21 protein-coding genes and 3 tRNA genes are annotated in these 22627 nt (G+C 54.9%); 11 read left to right on the top strand and 13 right to left on the bottom strand.

What is annotated here, in order from left to right:
- Window positions 1-14 precede the first annotated feature (14 nt).
- The 6 genes from PUZ33_RS05740 to syd form a co-directional block, all read right to left on the bottom strand.
- Complete coding sequence (locus PUZ33_RS05740; RefSeq protein ID WP_058680949.1) at window positions 15-1355, bottom strand: enolase C-terminal domain-like protein; 1341 nt, start codon at window positions 1353-1355, stop codon at window positions 15-17.
- Window positions 1355-2710 carry a galactarate/glucarate/glycerate transporter GudP gene (gene gudP, locus PUZ33_RS05735; protein WP_013098524.1) on the bottom strand — a complete coding sequence of 452 codons (1356 nt, stop codon included), beginning with the start codon at window positions 2708-2710 and terminating at the stop codon, window positions 1355-1357. The genes PUZ33_RS05740 and gudP overlap by 1 nt, the downstream gene beginning before the upstream one ends.
- Window positions 2711-3044: 334 nt before the next feature.
- Complete coding sequence (locus PUZ33_RS05730) at window positions 3045-3491, bottom strand: flavodoxin (protein ID WP_058680950.1); 447 nt, start codon at window positions 3489-3491, stop codon at window positions 3045-3047.
- Between the two features lie 15 nt (window positions 3492-3506).
- Window positions 3507-4292: a tRNA pseudouridine(65) synthase TruC gene (truC, locus tag PUZ33_RS05725; RefSeq protein ID WP_013098526.1), complete on the bottom strand. Its 786-nt coding sequence runs from the start codon at window positions 4290-4292 to the stop codon at window positions 3507-3509.
- A complete protein-coding gene (locus PUZ33_RS05720) occupies window positions 4289-4618 on the bottom strand; it encodes a YqcC family protein (RefSeq protein ID WP_047024567.1) in 330 nt (109 codons plus the stop codon). The genes truC and PUZ33_RS05720 overlap by 4 nt, the downstream gene beginning before the upstream one ends.
- 630 nt (window positions 4619-5248) lie before the next feature.
- Window positions 5249-5794: a SecY-interacting protein gene (gene syd, locus PUZ33_RS05715; protein WP_013098528.1), complete on the bottom strand. Its 546-nt coding sequence runs from the start codon at window positions 5792-5794 to the stop codon at window positions 5249-5251.
- A gap of 68 nt (window positions 5795-5862) precedes the next feature.
- On the opposite strand from syd, the gene queF reads away from it, so the two are divergent.
- The 5 genes from queF to xni all read left to right on the top strand — a co-directional run bounded on the left by queF (window position 5863) and on the right by xni (window position 12294).
- Complete coding sequence (gene queF / locus PUZ33_RS05710; RefSeq protein WP_013098529.1) at window positions 5863-6705, top strand: NADPH-dependent 7-cyano-7-deazaguanine reductase QueF; 843 nt, start codon at window positions 5863-5865, stop codon at window positions 6703-6705.
- Window positions 6706-6821: 116 nt separating this feature from the next.
- Complete coding sequence (ppnN, locus tag PUZ33_RS05705; RefSeq protein ID WP_058680951.1) at window positions 6822-8186, top strand: nucleotide 5'-monophosphate nucleosidase PpnN; 1365 nt, start codon at window positions 6822-6824, stop codon at window positions 8184-8186.
- Window positions 8187-8697: 511 nt separating this feature from the next.
- Entirely contained in the window at window positions 8698-9993 is a 1296-nt protein-coding gene (locus PUZ33_RS05700; RefSeq protein WP_013098531.1) for an HAAAP family serine/threonine permease, read from the top strand.
- A gap of 65 nt (window positions 9994-10058) precedes the next feature.
- Window positions 10059-11426, top strand: a complete 1368-nt coding sequence (locus PUZ33_RS05695; RefSeq protein WP_020689323.1) for an L-serine ammonia-lyase — start codon at window positions 10059-10061, stop codon at window positions 11424-11426.
- Between the two features lie 112 nt (window positions 11427-11538).
- Window positions 11539-12294, top strand: a complete 756-nt coding sequence (xni, locus tag PUZ33_RS05690; protein ID WP_045902065.1) for a flap endonuclease Xni — start codon at window positions 11539-11541, stop codon at window positions 12292-12294.
- 42 nt (window positions 12295-12336) lie between these two features.
- Here xni and rlmM read toward each other — a convergent pair whose 3' ends face one another.
- From rlmM to PUZ33_RS05670, 4 genes are all read right to left on the bottom strand, one after another.
- The gene (gene rlmM / locus PUZ33_RS05685; RefSeq protein ID WP_058680953.1) at window positions 12337-13437 is read right to left on the bottom strand and encodes a 23S rRNA (cytidine(2498)-2'-O)-methyltransferase RlmM; all 1101 of its coding nucleotides are present in this window, start codon (window positions 13435-13437) and stop codon (window positions 12337-12339) included.
- On the bottom strand, window positions 13430-13825 hold the full coding sequence (locus PUZ33_RS05680; RefSeq protein WP_003862756.1) for a DUF423 domain-containing protein: 396 nt from the start codon (window positions 13823-13825) through the stop codon (window positions 13430-13432). Before PUZ33_RS05680 ends, rlmM begins: the two co-directional genes overlap by 8 nt.
- 39 nt (window positions 13826-13864) lie before the next feature.
- A complete protein-coding gene (gene gcvA / locus PUZ33_RS05675; protein ID WP_023622031.1) occupies window positions 13865-14782 on the bottom strand; it encodes a glycine cleavage system transcriptional regulator GcvA in 918 nt (305 codons plus the stop codon).
- Between the two features lie 349 nt (window positions 14783-15131).
- The gene (locus PUZ33_RS05670) at window positions 15132-15359 is read right to left on the bottom strand and encodes a YgdI/YgdR family lipoprotein (RefSeq protein WP_008499648.1); all 228 of its coding nucleotides are present in this window, start codon (window positions 15357-15359) and stop codon (window positions 15132-15134) included.
- A gap of 192 nt (window positions 15360-15551) precedes the next feature.
- Here PUZ33_RS05670 and csdA point away from each other — a divergent pair, with 192 nt between their 5' ends.
- On the top strand, window positions 15552-16757 hold the full coding sequence (gene csdA / locus PUZ33_RS05665) for a cysteine desulfurase CsdA (RefSeq protein WP_045295621.1): 1206 nt from the start codon (window positions 15552-15554) through the stop codon (window positions 16755-16757).
- On the top strand, window positions 16757-17203 hold the full coding sequence (gene csdE / locus PUZ33_RS05660; RefSeq protein ID WP_023622033.1) for a cysteine desulfurase sulfur acceptor subunit CsdE: 447 nt from the start codon (window positions 16757-16759) through the stop codon (window positions 17201-17203). The genes csdA and csdE overlap by 1 nt, the downstream gene beginning before the upstream one ends.
- Here csdE and tcdA read toward each other — a convergent pair.
- A complete protein-coding gene (gene tcdA / locus PUZ33_RS05655) occupies window positions 17194-18000 on the bottom strand; it encodes a tRNA cyclic N6-threonylcarbamoyladenosine(37) synthase TcdA (RefSeq protein WP_014833111.1) in 807 nt (268 codons plus the stop codon). The genes csdE and tcdA overlap by 10 nt on opposite strands.
- 76 nt (window positions 18001-18076) lie before the next feature.
- A complete protein-coding gene (gene mltA, locus PUZ33_RS05650; RefSeq protein WP_013098540.1) occupies window positions 18077-19174 on the bottom strand; it encodes a murein transglycosylase A in 1098 nt (365 codons plus the stop codon).
- 209 nt (window positions 19175-19383) lie between these two features.
- Between mltA and PUZ33_RS05645 the strand changes: the two genes are divergently transcribed.
- From PUZ33_RS05645 to PUZ33_RS05635, 3 genes are all read left to right on the top strand, one after another.
- A tRNA-Met gene (locus PUZ33_RS05645) sits at window positions 19384-19460 on the top strand.
- A gap of 34 nt (window positions 19461-19494) precedes the next feature.
- Window positions 19495-19571: transfer RNA gene (locus tag PUZ33_RS05640), tRNA-Met, on the top strand.
- 33 nt (window positions 19572-19604) lie between these two features.
- Window positions 19605-19681 (top strand) — tRNA-Met (locus PUZ33_RS05635).
- Between the two features lie 88 nt (window positions 19682-19769).
- Here the strand turns inward: PUZ33_RS05635 and amiC are convergent.
- On the bottom strand, window positions 19770-21023 hold the full coding sequence (gene amiC, locus PUZ33_RS05630; RefSeq protein ID WP_274205305.1) for an N-acetylmuramoyl-L-alanine amidase AmiC: 1254 nt from the start codon (window positions 21021-21023) through the stop codon (window positions 19770-19772).
- Window positions 21024-21250: 227 nt separating this feature from the next.
- Here amiC and argA point away from each other — a divergent pair, with 227 nt between their 5' ends.
- The gene (argA, locus tag PUZ33_RS05625) at window positions 21251-22582 is read left to right on the top strand and encodes an amino-acid N-acetyltransferase (RefSeq protein WP_013098542.1); all 1332 of its coding nucleotides are present in this window, start codon (window positions 21251-21253) and stop codon (window positions 22580-22582) included.
- Window positions 22583-22627 lie beyond the last annotated feature (45 nt).

The raw sequence follows: 22627 nt of genomic DNA, 5'->3' as shown, positions 1-22627 counted from the left end.
GTGCAATCCTTTTATCAGTGACGTCCAAAAACAGGGCGCTTACGGTCAAATGTCCAGCCAGGGATCAGGTACTGCATCGGCCCGGCATCATTACGCGCGCCGCCCGGCAGTTTTTTATACGCTTCATGCGCCTTGTGGACCTGATCCCAGTCAAGCTCCACGCCCAATCCCGGCGCATCCGGTACCGCGATGGTGCCGTTTTTAATTTCCAGCGGATTTTTCGTCAGACGGGCCTCACCCTCCTGCCAAATCCAGTGTGTGTCGATAGCGGTTGGGTGACCCGGTGCCGCCGCGCCAACGTGGGTAAACATCGCCAGCGAAATATCGAAATGGTTATTGGAGTGACAACCCCAGGTGAGCCCCCAGTCATCACACAGCTGCGCCACACGCACGGCGCCTGAAAGCGTCCAGAAGTGCGGGTCTGCCAGCGGAATATCGACCGCATTCAGCATGACCGCATGGCCCATTTCACGCCAGTTGGTGGCGATCATGTTCGTAGCGATCGGTAGCCCGGTGGCACGTCGGAATTCCGCCATCACCTCGCGACCCGAGAAGCCTTGTTCAGCCCCAACCGGATCTTCCGCGTAGGTCAGGACATCGCCCAGCCCTTTGCACAGGGCGATAGCCTCATCCAGCAGCCAGGCACCGTTAGGGTCAACGGTAATGCGGGCATCCGGAAAACGTTTCTTGAGCGCACGCGCGGTTTCAATCTCCTGCTCGCCGGGTAATACCCCGCCTTTGAGTTTGAAGTCTTTAAAACCGTAGCGGTCCTGTGCCGCCTCGGCCAGCCGAACCACCGCGTCACTGGAGAGCGCCTCCTGGTGACGCAGGTGATACCACTCATGGTGGCCCGGCGAGTGCGCCAGATAAGGCAGATCGGTTTTTTGCCGATCGCCAACATAAAACAGATAGCCGAGTACCGTCACCGCGTCACGCTGTTTGCCCGGCCCCAGCAGTTCACAGACCGGAACGTTCAGCGCCTTACCGAGCAAATCGAGCAGGGCGGCCTCCAGCGCGGCGACGGCATTGACGCGCAGCTCAAACGTCCAGGCGCCTTTGCCGAAGGTGTCAAAGTCCGCCGACTGGTTGCCTTTGTGAACACGCTGGACCACTTTATTGAGACGGGCGACCTCCTGGCCGACCACCTGCGGAATCGCGTCTGACAGCGTCTGGAAAATCACCTCACCGCCCGGCGCTTCCCCAACGCCGGTGTTCCCTGCGCTGTCGGTCAGCACCACGATATTGCGGGTAAACCAGGCGTTATGCGCGCCGCCAATATTAAGCAGCATGCTGTCCTGGCCGGCCACCGGGATGACCTTCATGTCGGTAATAACCGGGCTCGATTGTGTTGTCATCAGCCACGCTCCGCTACAGGTTTGAGTTCAATGCGTTTGATATCACCCACCAGCACCAGATAGCTCAGGACCGCCACCAGGGCGTGCACACCCACATAAATCAGCGCACCGTTGAATGAGCCCGTGGTCCCGACGATGTAGCCAATGGCAATCGGGGTGACAATCCCGGAGATGTTGCCGAACATGTTAAACAGACCGCCGCTCAGGCCGCTGATCTCTTTTGGCGCGGTATCCGCCATCACTGCCCAGCCCAGCGCACCAATCCCTTTCCCGAAGAAGGCCATCGCCATAAAGCCGATGATCATCCACTCCGCGCTGACGTAGTTACAGAACACCATGGTCATTGAAAGCAACATGCCGAGCACAATTGGCGTTTTACGGGCGATGTTCAGCGAACCGGTACGACGCATCAGCCAGTCGGAAATCACCCCACCCAGTACGCCCCCCACAAAGCCGCAGATAGCCGGTACGGAGGCGACAAAGCCCGCTTTCAGAATTGACATACCGCGTGCCTGCACCAGATAGACCGGGAACCAGGTGATAAAGAAGTAGGTTAAGGCGTTAATGCAATACTGCCCCAGGTAGATGCCAATCATCATGCGCGAACCGACAAGCTGCTTGATCTGCGCCCATTTCTGGCTCAACGGAACTTTTGCTTTTTGGCTTTTCTGATCCATGTTGATCAGCGCCCCGCCTTCCGCAATGTACTCCAGCTCTTTCTTGTTCACGCCCGGATGTTGGTTCGGCTCGTGGATCACTTTCAGCCAGATAAAGCTGATGACAATCCCCAATCCGCCCATGAAGAAGAAGACGTGTGACCAGCCCACTTCATGCGTCAGCCAGCCCATGATTGGCGCAAAGATCACCGTCGCGAAATACTGGGCAGAGTTAAAAATCGCCACCGCCGTTCCCCTCTCCTGCGCCGGGAACCAGGCGGCCACGATGCGGCTATTACCCGGGAAGGATGGCGCTTCTGCTAACCCCACCAGGAAGCGGAGAGTAAAGAGCGCGACGATAATACCGAAGCCGCTGAAGATATCGACGAAGCCCTGCAACAGGGTAAACATCGACCAGATAAAGATGGACCAGAAGTAGACGCGCTTGGATCCAAAACGATCGAGCAGCCAGCCACCCGGGATCTGACCAATAACATAGGCCCATGAAAATGCGGAGAAAACATACCCCATGCCAACCGGATCAAGCCCAATGTCTTTTGCCATTTCTGAGCCGGCAATCGACAGCGTGGCGCGGTCACCATAGTTAAAGGACGTGACGATAAACAGCATCACCACTATCCAGTAGCGAGCATTAGTGCGCTTCTCCGCACTGCTCGCCGCGTGGCTTAATGTACTCATTGTTGCACTCCTGAAACATAGCTTTCGCCTGGTTCACTCTGTACAGCACCGGTAGGGTAATCAGAATGAGATTTGTGTTTGTCGTTTTGGTACGGCCTGAAGCCGTTTTATTGTGACCGGGAAAGTATATGAAGGAGTGACACGTTCTCTCACCGTGCAAAAACACAACATTAAGGGGCATGAGAAAGGTTGTTTGTGGCAAAAGCCTAAAAGAATGGAAGATGGTTCACGGAATTGGCGTTTGGTGCGGAAGTTATCGCCGGGTGGCGGCAACGCCTGACCCGGCCAGGAAAACCCACATGCCCGCGCAAGCGAAGCGCCGCCGGGCAGGATGTTATTTAAGCAGTGTGGCCCAGTTCTCAACCCACGGGTTTGATTCGCTTTCGGGTTCCGGGTGTTCTCCGGCGTCAATCAGCAGCATGTCGCCCACGCGCTGGGCGCTCTGTTCCTGCAGGATTGCGTCGAACTGCTTGCCGCCGCCGCAGAAATTGGCGTAAGAGCTGTCGCCCAGGGCGATGATGCCGTAGTGAACGTCCGGCTGGTAGCCAATATCTTTAATGCCCTGGAAAAGCGGCACGATGCTGTCCGGCAGATCGCCCTGCCCGGTGGTGGAGGTGACCACCAGAATGTATTTATCTTTATACTTTTCCCAGTCTGCCAGCTCCGGGTCTTCATAAACCGTGGCTTTATGCCCGTGGCTTGCGAGTATCGCTTCAGCCTCTTCCGCAACCAGCAGCGAGTTGCCGTACATTGTGCCGACAAAAATGCCTACTTCAGCCATGATATGTTCCCTAAATTATTGCGCTTGCCGTTCATCCTGAACGTTGCCCGGTACAAACTCAACCCTTTCATTTTTGGGGAGTTGCCCCAGCCAGCCAAACTGTGACAGCGCCTGCATCCAGACATCATCCAGCCCCGCATGGATCGTCAGAGGTTTGCCGGTAAACGGATGCGTCAGGCTCAGTTCGCTTGCGTGCAGCATCAGACGATCGCAACCAAAATGTTCAGCCGCACTGCGGTTCTGGCGCAGATCGCCATGCTTGCTGTCACCGATAATCGGATGTCGCAAATGCTTCAGGTGTCGGCGGAGCTGGTGTTTACGCCCGGTTTTGGGCAAAAGCTCAACCAGACTGTAGCGAGTGGTGGGAAATTTGCTGGTTGCCACCGGCATTTCGGTGGTCGCCATACCGCGATACTCGGTTACCGCAGGTTGCGGACCTTTGTCATCACGGGCAAATTTATCGGCGATTTTGTCCAGTTCTTCCACCAGAGGATAGTCGAGCGTGGCGGCTTCTGTCAGCCAGCCACGCACGATCGCGTGGTAGCGTTTCTGGATCTGATGCTGCTCGAACTGCTGCGCCAGCAGACGACCCGCTTCGCTGGACAATCCCATCAGCAGTACACCGGAGGTGGGTCTGTCCAGGCGATGGGCGGTAAACACATGCTGACCAATCTGGTCGCGCACGGTCTGCATCACAACCACCTTCTCGTCACGATCCAGCCAGCTGCGGTGCACCAGCCATCCCGACGGTTTGTTCACTGCCACCAGCCACTCATCCTGATAGAGGATCTCAAGCGTCATGCGTCATCACCGGCAAACAACGCATCCAGCTTTTCCAGCTCAGCCAGCATGACAGCACGCGCCGGGTGGGTGGCCTCCAGCGCCATTTCATAGTAAGGCGAGACCGCAAACGCCTGCGGCAGCGGATGTCCACCTTCCAGCAGCGCATGCATACGGGGAATTAACACCCACTGGAGCCACTCAAACGGTGCCAGCGTATCCAGGCAGAACGGCTGGGTGCTTGCGAACGCCTCTGGCTGCGGCGCGGTCTCCTGCCACAGCTGATGTTGGCGCAAAAGAGCTTCGATGGCGTGCAACCGGGCACGAACCCTATCGTGTTGCGTCATAGTAACCTCAACTGAAAAAATGAACGGCGCGCAGCATAGCATTGCAGGCAGCAGAAATAAAAAAAGGGAGCACTGTAAAAACAGTGCTCCCGGTTCGTTTCGCAGCATTCCAGCTACAATTTATGCTCCCTGCTCTTCCGTGACAACTTTTCCTGAAGCCCGAAGGCCTGTTCATCCGTAAACTGTTTGCATCCTGCACACATCGTCCTGATGTGTCTGTTTCATCCTGAAACGTCCTGGCCATCCTGACCCACCGATCATCCTGAGCGGCTCTCGTTCTCCTTCCTGGAGGTGTCCCTTACGCGTCCTGCGTTATCCTTTGCTTCATCCTGAAGCCTTCCTGCAGCGCCATCCTGACGTGTCCTGTGTGAGAAGCGCCATCATCCTGATGTTCGTTTCTCGTGTCGGCGTCCTGTCGACAGAGATAGAATCCGCTATTCCGCTTCGTCTTACAACCCACCCTGTAAGCGTTGTCAGCCTCCGAAAAGCGGGTTTGCTGCATCAGGATTTTATTAATCCTTTGATAATTATCATAATATTTTTCTTAATTACGTAAGGTAATACTGATCGTTGCGGCGATCTCTCACAAACCGTGTAAGAGATCTCTCACACGCGCTGTAGCATGATGGATTACAGAAGCGGCTCAAGTCGGGTAAGGAAATCCGCAAGTGAGGGGGCGAGGGTCTCGCGATTGCGGGTGCCGATTGTCTCTTTGATCACTTCACCAGACAGGTTGCAGACGGAAATAACATCCAGTTCACTGTCCAGCGTGGCAATAAAGAGTGTCGGAGAAAGCTTAAGGCGTTTTTGCGTGACCAGATGACCAATCAGGTTTTCCTGAACACGCTGCAGATCGTCTTCGCTCCAGGTCTGCAACAGCGTCAGCGTTACCTCACCAAAGCGGGCAGGCATATCCCCTGCAAACTGCGTGGTGTAGAACGCGTGAACCGCTGGTTGTACCACAATGTCCATTGCCCGTTCAACCGCATTTACATTCTCCTCGACAGACCAGGGCTGCGGCTGCCAGATAACGTAGTCGTCCACCGAAGAGATAATGCAGGGCGAAGGCACACCATAGAGATCAGCACTTTGCGGCCAGGTGCCCCGGGTGTCATGCCATGCGTCGCAGTAACGGGTCGTGAAGGTCTTAAGGGCATTTGCAGTTTCGATATCCACCGATTTCTCTCTTCTGGTAAGACAGGATAAACTCAGCCCTAAGTGTACCTGTAAAGTGACTATGAAACATGTCTTACGAAAATCATCAGGCGTTAAGTGGCTTAACGCTGGGTAAATCGACCGATTACCGCGACACCTACGATGCCAGCCTGCTGCAGGGTGTTCCGCGCAGCCTTAACCGCGATCCTTTAGGGCTGCGTGCAGACGCGCTGCCGTTTGTCGGCGGTGATATCTGGACGCTGTATGAGCTCTCCTGGCTGAATGCTCGTGGTCTGCCGCAGGTGGCGGTAGGCCAGGTTGAGCTGGATCATGCCAGCCTTAACCTGGTGGAATCCAAAAGCTTCAAGCTGTATCTCAACAGTTTTAATCAGACCAAATTCACCAGCCTGGAAGAGGTTCAGCACACGCTGGAGCGTGATTTACGCGCCTGCGCCCAGGGCAACGTGACGGTTGCGCTGTATCGCCTGAATGAACTGGAAGGCCAACCTGTCGCCCATTTTAACGGCACCTGCATTGACGATCAGGATATCGAGGTGGATAACTACGAGTTCAGCGCCGGGTACCTGGAAAATGCGGCAAGCGGGAAGATCGTGGAAGAGACGCTGGTCAGCCATCTGCTGAAGTCCAACTGCCTGATCACCCACCAGCCGGACTGGGGTTCTGTGCAAATTCAGTATCGCGGCCCCAAAATTGACCGGGAAAAGCTGCTGCGCTATCTGGTGTCGTTCCGCCATCACAACGAATTCCACGAGCAGTGCGTGGAGCGCATCTTCAGCGATATTCAGCGCTTCTGCCAGCCAGAAACGCTGAGCGTGTACGCGCGCTACACCCGTCGTGGCGGGCTGGATATTAACCCGTGGCGCACCAATACCGATTTTGTACCTGCAACGGGCCGACTGGTGCGTCAGTAATATAAATATTTTCACAATATGCGCGGGTAATGCAGCGCTTTAGGTTGTGAAACGTCACGCGGCAGGGCTATTGTAATCAGCAGGGAATGACGATAATCGTCCCATAAGGAGCTCACTTGATTACACATATTAGCCCGCTTGGCTCAATGGATATGTTGTCGCAGCTGGAAGTGGACATGCTTAAACGCACGGCCAGCAGCGATCTTTATCAACTGTTTCGTAACTGTTCACTTGCCGTACTGAACTCCGGAAGCCTGACAGACAACAGTAAAGAACTGTTATCCCGCTTCGAAAGCTTTGATATCAACGTGCTGCGCCGCGAGCGCGGCGTGAAACTTGAAGTGATCAACCCGCCGGAAGAGGCCTTCGTCGACGGGCGGATTATTCGTTCCCTGCAGGCCAACCTGTTTGCCGTGCTGCGTGACATCCTGTTTGTTAACGGGCAGATCCACAACGCGGGCCGCTTCCAGCATCTTGACCTGGAAAGCTCGGTTCATATCACCAACCTGGTGTTTTCTATTCTGCGTAACGCCCGTGCCCTGCACGTTGGCGAAGCACCGAATATGGTCGTCTGCTGGGGCGGTCACTCCATTAACGAAACCGAATATCTGTACGCCCGTCGGGTGGGTAATCAGCTCGGCCTGCGCGAGCTGAACATCTGTACCGGCTGCGGTCCGGGAGCGATGGAAGCCCCCATGAAAGGTGCCGCGGTAGGCCATGCTCAGCAGCGCTATAAAGAGGGGCGTTTTATCGGCATGACCGAACCGTCGATCATCGCCGCTGAGCCACCTAACCCGCTGGTTAACGAACTGATTATCATGCCGGATATCGAAAAACGCCTTGAGGCGTTTGTCCGTATCGCTCACGGCATCATCATCTTCCCAGGCGGCGTCGGTACGGCGGAAGAGCTGCTTTACCTGCTGGGGATCCTGATGAACCCGGCCAACAAAGATCAGGTTCTGCCGCTGATCCTGACCGGGCCGAAAGAGAGTGCCGACTACTTCCGCGTGCTGGACGAGTTTATCGTGCATACGCTGGGTGAAGCCGCGCGTCGTCACTATCGCATTATCATTGACGATGCAGCAGAAGTGGCGCGTCAGATGAAAAAAGCGATGCCGCTGGTGAAAGAGAACCGTCGTGATACCGGTGATGCCTACAGCTTTAACTGGTCAATCCGTATTGCGCCGGATCTGCAGATCCCGTTCGAGCCTTCGCATGAGAATATGGCGAACCTGAAACTCTATCCTGACCAGCCGGTAGAAGTGCTGGCCGCCGACCTGCGACGCGCCTTCTCGGGCATTGTGGCGGGTAACGTGAAAGAGGTGGGGATCCGCGCCATTGAGCAGTTTGGCCCGTATAAGATCCACGGTGACCCGGAGATGATGCGCCGCATGGACGACATGCTGCAGGGCTTTGTCGCCCAACACCGTATGAAGCTGCCGGGCTCGGCTTATATTCCTTGCTACGAAATCTGCACATAACACGTTAATCGTTCTTCTGAGGGCCGGGGCGCGTTCTGTCGTTACCCGGCCTTTTTTTCGCATCAATTCATAGTCATTGCTTATAGAATTTATAAACTGCACGCCAACGCAAACGATTACCTGGATTTTAAAACCATAAATTATCAGCTTTAAAGCAAATTACTCATCAGAAAATCCTAAAACCCACCATCTTTACAGCGCAAGACACCTATCTTCGGGGCCGCTCTTTCCGGACATATGTTGTTAATGGTAGCCTTCGCGCCCGTAAATTCTCTTTGATGTTTTTTTAACAGAGAAATGGTCTAAATATACCCACATCATGAGTGGATTATTGCATTTGGGATCGCGATCACTGATACATTCATAAGTAGAATGTATCTTTCCGCCCGCCAATAGTTACGGGTGAAAATTATTAAAAAACCGTCACTGAACGAATTTCATATTACCGTCAGGCATTTTTTCATCGGATTTGACTACAAACCTGACAATTTGCTTCCTCCAGGAGATACAGATGGAAACCACTCAAACCAGCACCGTTGCTTCGATTGAATCCCGAAGTGGTTGGCGCAAAACGGATACCATGTGGATGCTTGGCCTTTACGGCACAGCAATCGGCGCTGGTGTACTGTTCCTTCCTATCAACGCAGGCGTCGGCGGTCTGATCCCGCTGATCATTATGGCCATCATCGCGTTCCCGATGACCTTCTTCGCACACCGCGGTCTGACCCGCTTCGTGCTGTCCGGTAAAAACCCGGGCGAAGACATCACCGAAGTGGTTGAAGAGCATTTCGGCGTTGGCGCAGGGAAACTGATTACCCTGCTCTACTTCTTCGCCATTTACCCGATTCTGCTGGTTTACAGCGTGGCGATCACCAACACCGTTGAAAGCTTCATGACGCACCAGCTGCAGATGACGCCGCCACCGCGTGCCATTCTGTCCCTGATCCTGATCGTCGGTATGATGACCATCGTGCGCTTCGGCGAGCAGATGATCGTTAAAGCAATGAGCGTCCTGGTGTTCCCGTTTGTTGCCGCACTGATGGTGCTGGCCTGCTACCTGATCCCACAGTGGAACGGTGCGGCGCTGGAAACCCTCTCCCTGAGCAGCGCATCTGCAACCGGTAACGGCCTGATGATGACCCTGTGGCTGGCGATTCCGGTAATGGTCTTCTCCTTCAACCATTCCCCGATCATCTCTTCCTTCGCTGTGGCGAAGCGTGAAGAGTACGGCGCAGGCGCAGAGAAGAAGTGCTCCAGCATCCTGGCACGTGCACACATCATGATGGTGCTGACCGTAATGTTCTTCGTCTTCAGCTGCGTACTGAGCCTCTCCCCGGCGGACCTGGCAGCAGCGAAAGAGCAGAACATCTCCATTCTGTCTTACCTGGCGAACCACTTTAACGCACCGATTATTGCGTGGATGGCACCGATCATCGCCATTATCGCCATCACCAAATCCTTCCTCGGCCACTACCTGGGCGCACGTGAAGGTTTTAACGGTATGGTGATCAAATCTCTGCGCGGTAAAGGCAAGAGCATTGAAATCAGCAAGCTGAACAAAATCACTGCACTGTTCATGCTGCTTACCACCTGGGCCGTTGCTACGCTGAACCCAAGCATCCTGGGCATGATTGAAACCCTGGGCGGTCCGGTTATCGCGATGATTCTGTTCCTGATGCCGATGTACGCAATTCAGAAAGTCCCTGCTATGCGTAAGTACAGCGGTCATGTGAGCAACATCTTTGTGGTTATCATGGGGCTTATCGCTATCTCTGCGATCTTCTACTCCCTGTACACCATGTTCTGATTATCACCCGCGCCGTCCCCGGACGGCGCACTCCTTCCTCTCTGACTGAAAGCAATGGACGCATCATGATTAGCGTATTCGATATCTTCAAAATCGGTATTGGTCCTTCCAGCTCTCACACTGTCGGACCAATGAAAGCCGGTAAGCAGTTCACGGATGACTTGATTGCACGCGGCATCTTGCACGACATCACCCGCGTGGTTGTCGATGTGTACGGCTCGCTTTCCCTGACCGGGAAAGGCCACCATACCGATATCGCCATTATCATGGGCCTGGCGGGAAACCTGCCGGATACCGTTGATATTGATGCGATCCCTGGCTTCATCCAGGACGTAAACACCCACGGTCGCCTGCTGCTGGCAAACGGCGAACACGAAGTGGAATTCCCGGTTGACCATTGCATGAATTTCCATGCGGACAACCTGTCGCTGCACGAAAACGGCATGCGCATTACCGCGCTGGCCGGCGACACTGCGGTTTACAGCCAGACCTATTACTCTATCGGCGGCGGGTTTATCGTCGACGAAGACCACTTTGGTCAAACCAGCACCTCATCTGTTGACGTGCCGTATCCGTACAAAACTGCGGCCGATCTCCAGCGTCACTGTCAGGAGACGGGGCTTTCCCTCTCCGGTCTGATGATGAAAAACGAGCTGGCCCTGCACAGCAAAGCGGAGCTGGAACAGCACTTTGCTAACGTCTGGGAGGTGATGCGTGGCGGGATTGAACGCGGGATCACCACCGAAGGTGTTCTGCCCGGTAAGCTTCGCGTACCGCGTCGTGCGGCCGCGCTGCGCCGTATGCTGGTGAGCACCGACAAAACGACCACCGACCCAATGGCCGTCGTAGACTGGATCAACATGTTCGCCCTGGCGGTGAACGAAGAGAACGCCGCAGGGGGGCGCGTGGTCACGGCGCCAACCAACGGCGCCTGCGGTATCGTTCCGGCCGTACTGGCGTACTACGACAAGTTTATCCGTGAAGTGAACGCCAACTCGCTGGCGCGCTACTTGCTGGTCGCCAGTGCGATTGGTTCTCTGTATAAGATGAACGCCTCCATTTCCGGCGCGGAAGTGGGCTGTCAGGGTGAAGTGGGCGTGGCCTGTTCCATGGCCGCTGCGGGTCTGGCAGAGCTGTTAGGCGCAAGCCCGGCGCAGGTCTGCATTGCCGCCGAAATCGGCATGGAGCATAACCTGGGGCTGACCTGTGACCCGGTTGCCGGACAGGTTCAGGTGCCGTGTATCGAACGTAACGCGATCGCCTCCGTGAAGGCAGTGAACGCCGCACGAATGGCGCTGCGCCGCACCAGCGAGCCACGCGTCTGCCTCGATAAGGTTATCGAAACCATGTACGAAACCGGTAAAGATATGAACGCCAAATACCGTGAAACCTCTCGCGGTGGTCTGGCAATGAAGATCGTGACCTGCGATTAAGCCTCTCAGGAAGCCTCGTTTTGCGAGGCTTCTTCCTGTTTTCCCCGCCGCGCATAGTTTCATACCGCTGACAGTGTTACCCTTCCTTCATGAGACAGAAGGGAGATTATCTGTGGCTGTTCATTTGCTTATCGTCGACGCGCTCAACCTGATTCGCCGGATCCATGCAGTGCAAGGCACGCCCTGTAAGGACACCTGTCTGCACGCGCTGGAGCAACTTATTCGCCACAGCGAACCGACGCATGTCGTGGCCGTATTTGATGACGAGGCGCGTAATTCCGGCTGGCGACATCAGCGTTTGCCAGACTATAAAGCCGGACGCGCCCCCATGCCGGACGATTTGCATGCAGAAATGCCGATGATTCGCTCGGCATTCGAAAAGCGCGGCGTGCCCTGCTGGGGCGCCCAGGGCAATGAAGCGGACGATCTCGCGGCGACGCTTGCGGTCAAAGTGGCCAGCGCCGGGCATCAGGCAACCATTGTGTCGACGGATAAAGGCTACTGCCAGCTGCTCTCACCCACTATCCGCATTCGTGATTACTTCCAGAAACGCTGGCTCGACGCCCCGTTTATTGCCAGTGAATTTGGCGTCTCGCCTGAGCAACTTCCTGACTACTGGGGGCTGGCGGGGATCAGCAGCTCCAAGGTGCCGGGCGTTGCCGGTATTGGGCCTAAAAGCGCCGCACAGCTGCTGACGGATTTTCAGAACCTGGAAGGGATCTACGCCCGGCTCGATGAAGTTCCGGAAAAATGGCGTAAGAAGCTGGAGGCCCATAAAGAAATGGCCTTTATCTGCCGGGATGTGGCGACGTTACAGACGGATTTACAGCTGGACGGGAATTTGCAGCAGTTGAGATTAGAGCGTTAAAAGTCCCCTCTCCCCGTTGAGGAGAGGGTTAGGGTGAGGGGCCTATCGCTCGTCGCGACGCCCGCCCACGGCCGCCCACCAGCGACGAATATGCACCGTCACCTCTTCGCGATCGTGATACAGCTGACGCGCCTGGATCTCCACGTTAATGCCGTGTTCATCCAGTTGCTGCTGAATATAGGCCAGGTTCTGAGAGACCTCCTCATAGCGCTTTTTCATTGGCAGCTTGAGGTTAAAAATCGTCTCACGGCACCAGCCATTCACCAGCCAGGAGGCCATCAGTGCCGCCACTTTCGCTGGTTTTTCCACCATATCGCATACCATCCAGGAGATGTTATTGCGGGTTGGACGATAGCGGAAACCGTCTTCACGCAGCCAGGTGACCTGCCCTGTGTCCATCAGGCTTTGCGCCATCGGGCCGTTATCAACAGACGACACCCACATGTTGCGTTTCACCAGCTGATAGGTCCAGCCACCGGGACACGCACCGAGATCGACCGCGTACATGCCGTTGGCCAGACGCTCATCCCACTCATCCGCCGGAATAAAGACGTGAAACGCCTCTTCCAGCTTCAGGGTTGAACGGCTCGGCGCATCAGCCGGGAACTTCAGGCGTGGGATCCCCATAAAGAACGGAGAGTTGTTGTTGGTATAAGAGTAACCGGCGTAGCAGCAGCCCGGGGCAATAAAGAAGATATGCACGACCGGACGTTTTGGCGTTTCGTAGTTTGTCAGCACGCCGGCATCACGCAGCGCCGCGCGCAGCGGTACGGTGAACTTACGGCAGAACTTCATCAGCTCTTTGCTTTCGTTGGTGTCGGCCACTTCAACGCGCAAATCGCCCCCCTTCTCGACCACGCCCTGCAGCATGCCCACAATCGGGGTGATGCGATCTTCTGGCGGAAGATCTTTCAGCAGATCACCCGCGACGAAAATCTGGCGCGCAAAGATCAGTGAACTGAACGGCAGCTCGCGTGCCAGCTTATCCGCATCGTCAGGCTGGTAGCATTCGAACACCACATAGCCCGCATTATCCTTAACGCGCGCAAAACCGAAGACTTCTCGCTTCGCCGCTTTATCCGTAATTTCCGCGGCGCACTCTTTCTCAAACCCCGGGCGACAATATAAAACAATCTTATTCATGAACAACGCCCTTGCGTTTCAGACGGATAGCTCCGATAAACATTAATACCCACCCTGCCAGGAAGCTGACGCCGCCGACAGGTGTAACAAACGCCCACAGGCGCAAATGCGAGAGCGCAAGGCAGTAAAGGCTGCCGCTGAACAGCACCGTACCCAGCGCCAGGAAAACGCTGCTCCAGTAAAACCAGATGCTGATGCGGCGCTGCATCGCTACCGCCAGCCCAAAAATAGCCAGCGTATGGAACGCCTGGTATTCAAGGCCGGTCTGGATCCAGCCCATCTCCACCACGCCCAAAGACTTGCTTAAGACATGTGCGCCAAACGCGCCCAGTGCAACAAAAATAAAGCCACTCACCGCGGCAAAAATCAGCATGAATCGGCTGGTCATGTTTCAGTCCTAAAGTAATGCGTGCCCGGCACACAAAAGTTATTGTTCATACCTGAAGCGGAATTTTTCTTGCTCGCTCGCCGCTTTCGCCAGTATCCACTGCCGGAAAGCGGCTATTTTACCCAGTTCTGCCTGACTGTCATGACAAACCAGATAAAACGCATTCTTGCTGACCAGTACATCATTAAAAGGGCAAACCAGACGGCCGGCCTCAATTTCGGACTGCGCCATGACGTTGTTCGCCAACGCAATGCCCTGTCCGTGAATGGCAGCCTGTAGCACCATCGCACTGTGGCTAAAGATGGGGCCCTGCTGCACGTTTATATGATTAAGACCTAATTGACGGGTATAAGTTTGCCAGTCGCGGCGAGAAGCATCGTGTAACAGCGTATGTTGTGCCAGATCGGCGGGCGTTTTTAACGCTTTATCGCCTGTCAAAAGCAGCGGTGAACAGACTGGCAGCAGATATTCTGCGTATAATTTCTCGACACGCAAGCCCGGCCAGTTACCACGCCCATAAAAAATGGCAACGTCCACATCGTCCGCCAGTTTGTCTTCCTGACGATCCACCGCCTGGATCCTGACATCAATTCCCGGATAAGCTGAGTTAAAGCTTGAGAGTCTGGGCACCAGCCACTGAATGGCAAAACTGGGCAATAAACTGACTGTCAGTGCGCCTTTTGCACTCCTGGCCTGCAGCTTGCGCGTGGCTTCCGTGAGCTGGGAAAAAATCTCTTTAATATCCTGAAAATAGCTCTGCCCCTCTTCCGTCAGCAACAGCGAACGGTTGCGTCGGCGAAACAGCTTGAGGCCCAGAAAATCCTCCAGGGACTTGATTTGGTGACTTACTGCGGCCTGTGTCACAAAAAGCTCATCTGCTGCGCGGGTGAAGCTTAGATGACGTGCTGCTGCATCAAAAACACGTAATGCATTTAGGGGTGGCAATCGCTTGGACATGGTTATCTGGCTTAGATGTTAACGAGATTTAACAAACAGGAAACAACGTTTAACCTATTAGTTTTTTTTATCTGAGCCATTATAATTTGTCCGTTGAGGAACTACCAGCAAATACCTATAGTGGCGGCACTTCCTGAGCCGGAACGAGAAGCTTTTTTTGGAATGCGTGTTCTGAAGAGCTTTTGGCTTACGGTTGTGATGTTGTGTTGTTGTGTTTGCAATTGGTCTGCGATTCAGACCACGGTAGCAACGCTACCAATTTTTCACTTCCTGTACATTTACCCTGTCTGTCCATAGTGATTAATGTAGCACCGCCAATTTGCGGTGCTTTTTTTTGCTTAGCGATCTGTTAATGCTCGATCTCTTTCATCTCTTTCACATCCGTGCGGTTGATCTGCTGCTTGTTCCCGTTAGCATCTTTGTATGAAATCATCCCGGTATCGTTATCGGTTGTCGGTTTCCCTTCCGAAACAATGGAACGACCATCGTTAGTGTGCATGACGTAGTTGTTACCAGAACAGGCGCTCAGGGCAAAAGTAAACGCACAGGCAGAAATGATTGCAGCTGTCTTATTCATGATTCTTCTCCTTTAGCAATTAATGCTATTCAAACCTCGATTTATAACAGGCTAAAACATCCGCCTAACACTATTTAGCATAACCTGCTTTTTCTGGGGCGTTGGGATAAGCAGACAATTCTGATAGATATCAACCTCCTTGCCCTGCCGCTGAAATTGCGCGACGATCTCAGTAATGCAATGAGGAATTCCATGAACGCTTTCAGCCCTGCGCAGTTTCGCGCACAGTTTCCGGCGCTGGCCGATGCCGGTATTTATCTCGATAGCGCTGCCACAGCCTTAAAGCCGCAGGCGGTTATTGAGGCAACGCAGCAGTTTTATAGCCTGAGCGCAGGCAATGTGCATCGTAGCCAGTTTGCCGAGGCCCAGCGCTTAACCGCGCGCTACGAAGCGGCACGCGATCAGGTTGCTCGTCTGATCAATGCCGAAAGCGGGAAAAACATCGTCTGGACGCGGGGTACCACCGAAGCCATAAACATAGTGGCCCAGTGTTATGCACGCCCACTGCTTCAGCCCGGAGACGAGATCATCGTCAGTGAAGCGGAACATCACGCCAACCTGGTCCCATGGCTGATGGTGGCAGAGCAAACAGGGGCACGCGTGGTGAAGCTCCCGCTGGGGACAGATTACCTGCCGGACGTAGCACAGTTACCGGAGTTGATTACACCGCGCAGCCGCATTCTGGCGCTTGGACAGATGTCCAACGTCACCGGTGGCTGCCCGGATTTGGCGCAGGCTATCCGCATCGCGCATGCCAACGGCATCATAGTGATGGTTGACGGCGCGCAGGGCGTGGTCCATTTCCCGGCCGATGTGCAAAAACTGGATATCGATTTTTATGCCTTCTCAGGGCATAAGCTCTACGGACCAACCGGTATCGGGGCGCTGTACGGTAAGCCTGAGCTGCTGGCAAAAATGACGCCGTGGCTCGGTGGCGGCAAGATGATCGCGGAAGTCTCTTTCGAGGGCTTTAAAACCCAGGACGTCCCTTACCGGCTGGAAGCGGGTACGCCAAACGTGGCGGGCGTCATTGGCCTGAGCGCTGCGCTCGAATGGCTCGCCGAAACGGACATTGTCCAGGCGGAGAGCTGGAGCCGGGGTCTGGCGACGCTGGCTGAAGAGGAGCTTAAAAAACGCCCTGGCTTCCGTTCGTTCCGCGTGCAGGATTCAAGCCTGTTAGCCTTTGATTTTGCGGGCGTACACCATAGCGACATGGTGACCCTGCTGGCAGGATATGGCATTGCGCTGCGTGCCGGGCAGCACTGTGCCCAGCCGCTGCTGGCAGCGCTTGGCGTGAGTGGTACACTGCGCGCCTCGTTTGCACCTTACAATACCCAAAGCGATGTCGACGCGCTGATTTCCGCGGTTGACCGCGCCCTTGAACTCCTGGTGGATTAATGACTAGCTCAGCTTTAGCCGGACATCCGTTTGGCACAGTGATCACAGAAGAAACGTTAAAACAGACCTTCGCGCCGCTCACACAATGGGAAGATAAATATCGTCAACTGATCCTGCTGGGTAAGCAGCTTCCGGCCCTTTCTGACGATCTCAAAGCGCAGGCAAAAGAGATCGCGGGCTGTGAAAACCGCGTCTGGCTTGGGTTCAGCGTATCCGGTGAGAAACTGCATTTCTTTGGCGACAGCGAAGGACGTATCGTTCGCGGTCTGCTGGCGGTGCTGTTAACCGCCATCGAAGGGAAAAGCGCGGCGACGCTACTGGCGCACTCGCCGCTGGCTCTGTTCGATGAGTTAGGGCTGCGCGCGCAGCTGAGCGCCTCACGCGGTCAGGGCCTGGTCGCCCTTAGCGAAGCGGTGCAGGACGCCGCCCGTCAGGCTCAGGCCTGACGTTCCGCCTTCGCCATCATCTTTTTCAGTGCGTGAGACACCGCCACAAAGCCAAAAGAGGCGGTCACCATAGTGGCCGCACCAAATCCTGAGGCGCAATCCATCCTTTTTGGCCCTTCCGCCGTGCTTTTCATTGCACACACCGAGCCGTCCGCCTGCGGATACACCAGCGCTTCGGTCGAGAAAACACAGTCGACGCCCAGCTTGCCCTTGCTGTTTTTCACCACGTTAAAATCGCTTTTCAGACGTTCACGCAGCTTGGCCGCCAGAGGATCCTGAATGGTTTTAGCCAGATCGGCCACCTGGATCTGTGTGGGATCAATTTGTCCGCCTGCGCCACCGGTGGTCACCAGTGGCACCTTGTAACGACGACAGTACGCAATAAGCGCCGCTTTTGGACGCACGCTATCGATCGCGTCAATCACGTAGCTGTAGCCCTTACTCATATAGTCTGCGACATTATCCGCCGTCACAAAATCATCAATCACCGTGACCCGACATTCCGGGTTGATCAGGCGGATACGCTCTGCCATGACCTCAGATTTTGCCAGGCCGACGTTGTCACGCAGGGCATGGATTTGACGGTTGGTGTTGGTGACGCACACGTCATCCATATCAATCAGCGTGATTGCGCCAATACCGGTTCTCGCCAGCGCTTCTGCCGCCCACGAGCCCACACCACCAATGCCCACGACGCAGACATGCGCATCCGCAAACAGCTGCAGGGCTTTTTCACCATAGAGACGTGCCGTACCGCCAAAACGCTGGCGCCAGGCGTCGCTGATTACCACAGACATAAAACCTCAGATGTAAAAAGGGTGAGGTTTTTCCTCACCCTGAACAGTAATCCGTATTCCGCTCAGAATACCACAATCAGCCGCTGAATACGTTTCCGGCGCCAGGCGCTGTCTTCAGCACCCATACGCGGCCATAGTGGTTATACCAGCCCGCCCGGTGACCGGCATCCGGACCAATTCCCTGATAAATATCGAAGTGCTGGCCTTTAATCGCGCCACCAACGTCCAGAGCCACCATCAGACGTAGCTCGTACTGGCCGTTAAATTTACCGTTATTATCCAGCAGCGGCACTTCTGCCAGCAGCGTGGTCCCCGCAGGAATGATGGAACGATCCGATGCTACCGACGCACGGCCAATCAGCGGCACGGCGCTCGCCCCTTTCACCGGCGCAAAGTTTTGCGGTTTGAAGAAGACGAACGACGGGTTCTGCTCCAGCAGCTCGCGTACCTCAGCTTCACTGTGTTTTTCGCCCCACTCGCGGATCGCCTGCATCGACATATCTTCTTTTTTCACTTCGCCACGGTCGATCAGCACTTTACCAATGCTGCGATAGGCATGGCCGTTTTTACCGGCGTAGCTAAAGAAGTTCAGCGGAGAACCGTCACCAAAATCGATGTAGCCGCTGCCCTGAACGTCCATGATGAAGTTATCCATCAGGGAGTTGCTGTAAGCCAGGACGTAGTTTTCGCTAAGCGCACCGGCGTAGATCTCCGCACGGGACGGCAGGCGACCACGTTTTGGCGGCATACGATAAATAGGATACTGGAATTCGCCCTGACGCGTATGTCGCGCCTGGATAACCGGGGTGTAATAGCCGGTAAACTGCACGTTGCCGTAGTTGTCCGCCCCTTCCATCTGCCAGGCGTCGATACCAAACTGGCGCATATTGCGCGTATCGCCGCCCGCGCGCAGCCAGTCCTGCACCGCGTTATAGACGCTACTCTGGGCACCATACAGGCGCGGCGACGCATTGCGGATCTGGTAAACCTGCTCGGAGAAATCACCGGCGTTGATCGGTGCGCCGACAGCATCCGGCTGGTTAACTAAAGAGAAAGGCTGGGATAACTTCCCGTCTTTATACTGTTGACCGCGATCGGTCGGTTTAGAAGAACAGGCCGCAAGAATGGCTACCATTGCGCCCGTGATCAGATACTTTGCCCAACGTCCTTTCATTATATCTCGTCTTTAAGTTGCCCATTTCCGCGTGATGAAGATAACAAACCCACTGTTCTAATGAAACGGAATCACATGCCCTTTGGCAAATTCTGAGCAAAAAATAGTCCAAAGGTTTCAATGTCGTTCAATTTACATACAAAATTAATGAATTATGTGAAAAAGGGGTTGCATCACAAACCTAACCGAGTATAGTGCGCTTCCACGGACGCGGGGTGGAGCAGCCTGGTAGCTCGTCGGGCTCATAACCCGAAGGTCGTCGGTTCAAATCCGGCCCCCGCAACCAATTAAAATTTGATGAAGTATAAGCAGTACGGTGACGCGGGGTGGAGCAGCCTGGTAGCTCGTCGGGCTCATAACCCGAAGGTCGTCGGTTCAAATCCGGCCCCCGCAACCAATCAAATTTGATGAAGTAAAAGCAGTACGGTGCCGCGGGGTGGAGCAGCCTGGTAGCTCGTCGGGCTCATAACCCGAAGGTCGTCGGTTCAAATCCGGCCCCCGCAACCAATACTTCTAAAAACAATAAACACCCTTAAGGGTGTTTTTTTGTATCTGTCGTTTGTGAATTTGCCGGGGGTTAACCCGGCGTTGAGCATTATCCACGTCGTGCCAGCGTCGCCCCGTCAGAGAAATACGCTCGGATCCCTGCCAGAATCGACTCAGCCACTTCCTGCTGGAATTTGGCCGTCTTGAGCTTACGCTCCTCTTCCACGTTACTGATAAACGCCGTTTCAACCAGGATAGACGGAATATCCGGTGCCTTCAGCACCGCAAACCCGGCCTGCTCGACGCTGTTTTTGTGCAGCTTATTGACCCGCCCCAGCTTGCCCAGTACCGCTTTACCAAACTTCCGGCTGTCGGTAATGGTCAGCGATTGCACCATGTCGAACATGGTATGATCGACGTAGCGGTCGCCGCTTTTGCTCACACCACCGATGAGATCCGAGGCGTTCTGCGTGTCCGCGAGGTAACGCGCCGCGGTACTGGTTGCCCCTTTGGTTGAGAGCGCAAATACTGACGATCCACTCGGCTGACGGCTGGTAAAAGCATCAGCATGGATAGAGACGAAGAGATCCGCCCGCTGCTTCTGGGCTTTTGCCACGCGGACTTTCAACGGAATAAAAACGTCTTCGTTACGCGTCATGTAGGCGCGCATGTTGCCCTCTCTATCGATTAACGCCTTCAGACGGCGGGCAATCTGCAACACCACATCTTTTTCCCGCGTCCGGTATTTGCCTACCGCACCCGAGTCTTCTCCGCCGTGGCCAGGATCGAGCATGATCACAATCGGGCGATCGCGCCCTGCTTTTCCGGGCTGCGGACCACTCTGCGCAGGCGGAACCTGTTTCTCCAGATTGCCCTGGTTGTAGTCTTCCAGTAACGCCAGGAGCGGATCCTGAATGTCCGTTGCATTCGCCGGATAGAGATCCATCACCAGACGCTCTTTGAACGATGCCACAGGCGCAAGGGCGAACAGCTGCGGTTTCACGTTCTGCTTGAGTTCAAACACCATGCGCACGGTTTGCGGATCAAACTGCCCAACGCGCGCCGATTTGATAAACGGATCGTCACCGCGGATCTGCGCCGCCATCCCCTTCAGAACGGAGTTCAGGTTAACGCCTTCGAGATCCACCACCACACGCTCAGGGTTGCTCAGGGCAAATTGCTTATATTTCAGCACCCGATTGGATTCCACCGTCACACGCGTATAGGTTGACGACGGCCAGACGCGCACCGCCACCACCTGACTTGTGGCGGCAAGACCCACCTGGCTGACGCTGAGCAGCCACATCGCCCCTGCCCCTTTTAACAAACGGCGGCGGCTTATTGCTGAATTGGATCCCGACATGCTTCTCCCGAGCAAGAAATCTGATTGACAGACAAAACATCAAAATTGACCGAAAACTTTAACGAATGACGCATAAACTGTCATCTATAAAAGGGTAAACAATCATACGTTAACGCACGGATTACTTATTAATTTCTGTGGGTCGCAGAAAATTTAGGCTTGCACATGCGGCCAAGATCGAATAAAAATACATAAATTACGAATAAACATTCATTAAGGGTTGTGCCATGGTGAAGGAACGTAGAACCGAACTGGTCCAGGGATTCCGCCATTCTGTTCCCTATATCAACGCCCATCGGGGAAAAACGTTTGTCATCATGCTCGGCGGCGAAGCCATTGAGCATGAAAACTTTTCCAGCATCGTCAATGACATTGGCCTGCTGCACAGCCTCGGCATCCGCCTGGTGGTGGTGTATGGTGCGCGTCCGCAGATCGATGCGAACCTGGCCGCACACCATCACGAGCCGATTTATCACAAACATACCCGCGTTACGGATGCCAAAACCCTTGAGCTGGTGAAACAGGCAGCGGGTCTGCTGCAGCTTGATATCACCGCGCGTCTGTCCATGAGCCTGAACAACACGCCGCTTCAGGGGGCGCATATCAACGTCGTCAGCGGTAACTTCATCATCGCTCAGCCTCTTGGCGTGGACGACGGGGTGGACTATTGCCACAGCGGACGCATTCGTCGTATTGATGAGGAAGCCATTCATCGTCAACTGGACAGCGGTGCCATTGTGCTGATGGGGCCGGTGGCCGTTTCCGTAACCGGCGAGAGCTTTAACCTCACTTCAGAAGAGATTGCCACCCAGCTGGCGATCAAACTGAAGGCGGAGAAAATGATTGGGTTTTGCTCCTCACAGGGCGTCGTGAACGAAGAAGGGGTGATCGTGCCAGAGCTCTTCCCGAATGAGGCCCAGGCCCGCGTGGAAGCGCTGGAAGCCGAGGGAGATTACTACTCTGGTACCGTCCGGTTCCTGCGCGGTGCTGTGAAAGCCTGCCGCAGCGGCGTGCGTCGCAGCCATCTCATCAGCTATCAGGAAGACGGTGCCCTTCTGCAGGAGCTGTTCTCCCGCGACGGTATCGGCACCCAGATTGTAATGGAGAGTGCGGAGCAGATCCGCCGCGCCACCATTAACGATATCGGTGGCATTCTGGAGTTAATTCGCCCGCTGGAGCAGCAAGGGATCCTGGTACGCCGTTCCCGCGAACAGCTGGAAATGGAGATCGACAAATTTACGATTATCCAGCGCGATAATCTGACCATCGCCTGCGCCGCGCTCTATCCGTTCCCGGAGGAGAAGATCGGCGAAATGGCCTGCGTTGCCGTCCATCCAGACTACCGCAGCTCTTCACGCGGCGAGATGCTGCTTGAGCGCGTGGCGGCTCAGGCGCGCCAGATGGGCCTGAGCAAGCTGTTCGTTTTGACCACTCGCAGTATTCACTGGTTTCAGGAGCGCGGATTTACGCCCGTGGATATTGATTTGCTGCCTGAAAGTAAAAAAGAGATGTACAACTATCAACGCCGCTCAAAGGTGCTGATGGCCGACCTGGGATAACAGATCCTTCGCCGGGTGGCGTTGCGCCGACCCGGCCTCTCTTTC

The organism is Enterobacter cloacae complex sp. 2022EL-00981 (assembly GCF_028737495.1).
In the GTDB taxonomy this organism is placed as follows: domain Bacteria; phylum Pseudomonadota; class Gammaproteobacteria; order Enterobacterales; family Enterobacteriaceae; genus Enterobacter; species Enterobacter cloacae.
Note: the sequence above shows the minus strand (reverse complement) of the source record. Positions and strands in the feature narration are given on the sequence as shown.

Coding starts and splice junctions, on each gene's coding strand:
- PUZ33_RS05740 (WP_058680949.1), bottom strand. CDS start 1,355: ATGACAACACAATCGAGCCCGGTTATTACCGACATGAAGGTCATCCCG.
- gudP (WP_013098524.1), bottom strand. CDS start 2,710: ATGAGTACATTAAGCCACGCGGCGAGCAGTGCGGAGAAGCGCACTAAT.
- PUZ33_RS05730 (WP_058680950.1), bottom strand. CDS start 3,491: ATGGCTGAAGTAGGCATTTTTGTCGGCACAATGTACGGCAACTCGCTG.
- truC (WP_013098526.1), bottom strand. CDS start 4,292: ATGACGCTTGAGATCCTCTATCAGGATGAGTGGCTGGTGGCAGTGAAC.
- PUZ33_RS05720 (WP_047024567.1), bottom strand. CDS start 4,618: ATGACGCAACACGATAGGGTTCGTGCCCGGTTGCACGCCATCGAAGCT.
- queF (WP_013098529.1), top strand. CDS start 5,863: ATGTCTTACGAAAATCATCAGGCGTTAAGTGGCTTAACGCTGGGTAAA.
- PUZ33_RS05700 (WP_013098531.1), top strand. CDS start 8,698: ATGGAAACCACTCAAACCAGCACCGTTGCTTCGATTGAATCCCGAAGT.
- PUZ33_RS05695 (WP_020689323.1), top strand. CDS start 10,059: ATGATTAGCGTATTCGATATCTTCAAAATCGGTATTGGTCCTTCCAGC.
- rlmM (WP_058680953.1), bottom strand. CDS start 13,437: ATGAATAAGATTGTTTTATATTGTCGCCCGGGGTTTGAGAAAGAGTGC.
- PUZ33_RS05680 (WP_003862756.1), bottom strand. CDS start 13,825: ATGACCAGCCGATTCATGCTGATTTTTGCCGCGGTGAGTGGCTTTATT.
- gcvA (WP_023622031.1), bottom strand. CDS start 14,782: ATGTCCAAGCGATTGCCACCCCTAAATGCATTACGTGTTTTTGATGCA.
- PUZ33_RS05670 (WP_008499648.1), bottom strand. CDS start 15,359: ATGAATAAGACAGCTGCAATCATTTCTGCCTGTGCGTTTACTTTTGCC.
- csdA (WP_045295621.1), top strand. CDS start 15,552: ATGAACGCTTTCAGCCCTGCGCAGTTTCGCGCACAGTTTCCGGCGCTG.
- csdE (WP_023622033.1), top strand. CDS start 16,757: ATGACTAGCTCAGCTTTAGCCGGACATCCGTTTGGCACAGTGATCACA.
- tcdA (WP_014833111.1), bottom strand. CDS start 18,000: ATGTCTGTGGTAATCAGCGACGCCTGGCGCCAGCGTTTTGGCGGTACG.
- mltA (WP_013098540.1), bottom strand. CDS start 19,174: ATGAAAGGACGTTGGGCAAAGTATCTGATCACGGGCGCAATGGTAGCC.
- amiC (WP_274205305.1), bottom strand. CDS start 21,023: ATGTCGGGATCCAATTCAGCAATAAGCCGCCGCCGTTTGTTAAAAGGG.
- argA (WP_013098542.1), top strand. CDS start 21,251: ATGGTGAAGGAACGTAGAACCGAACTGGTCCAGGGATTCCGCCATTCT.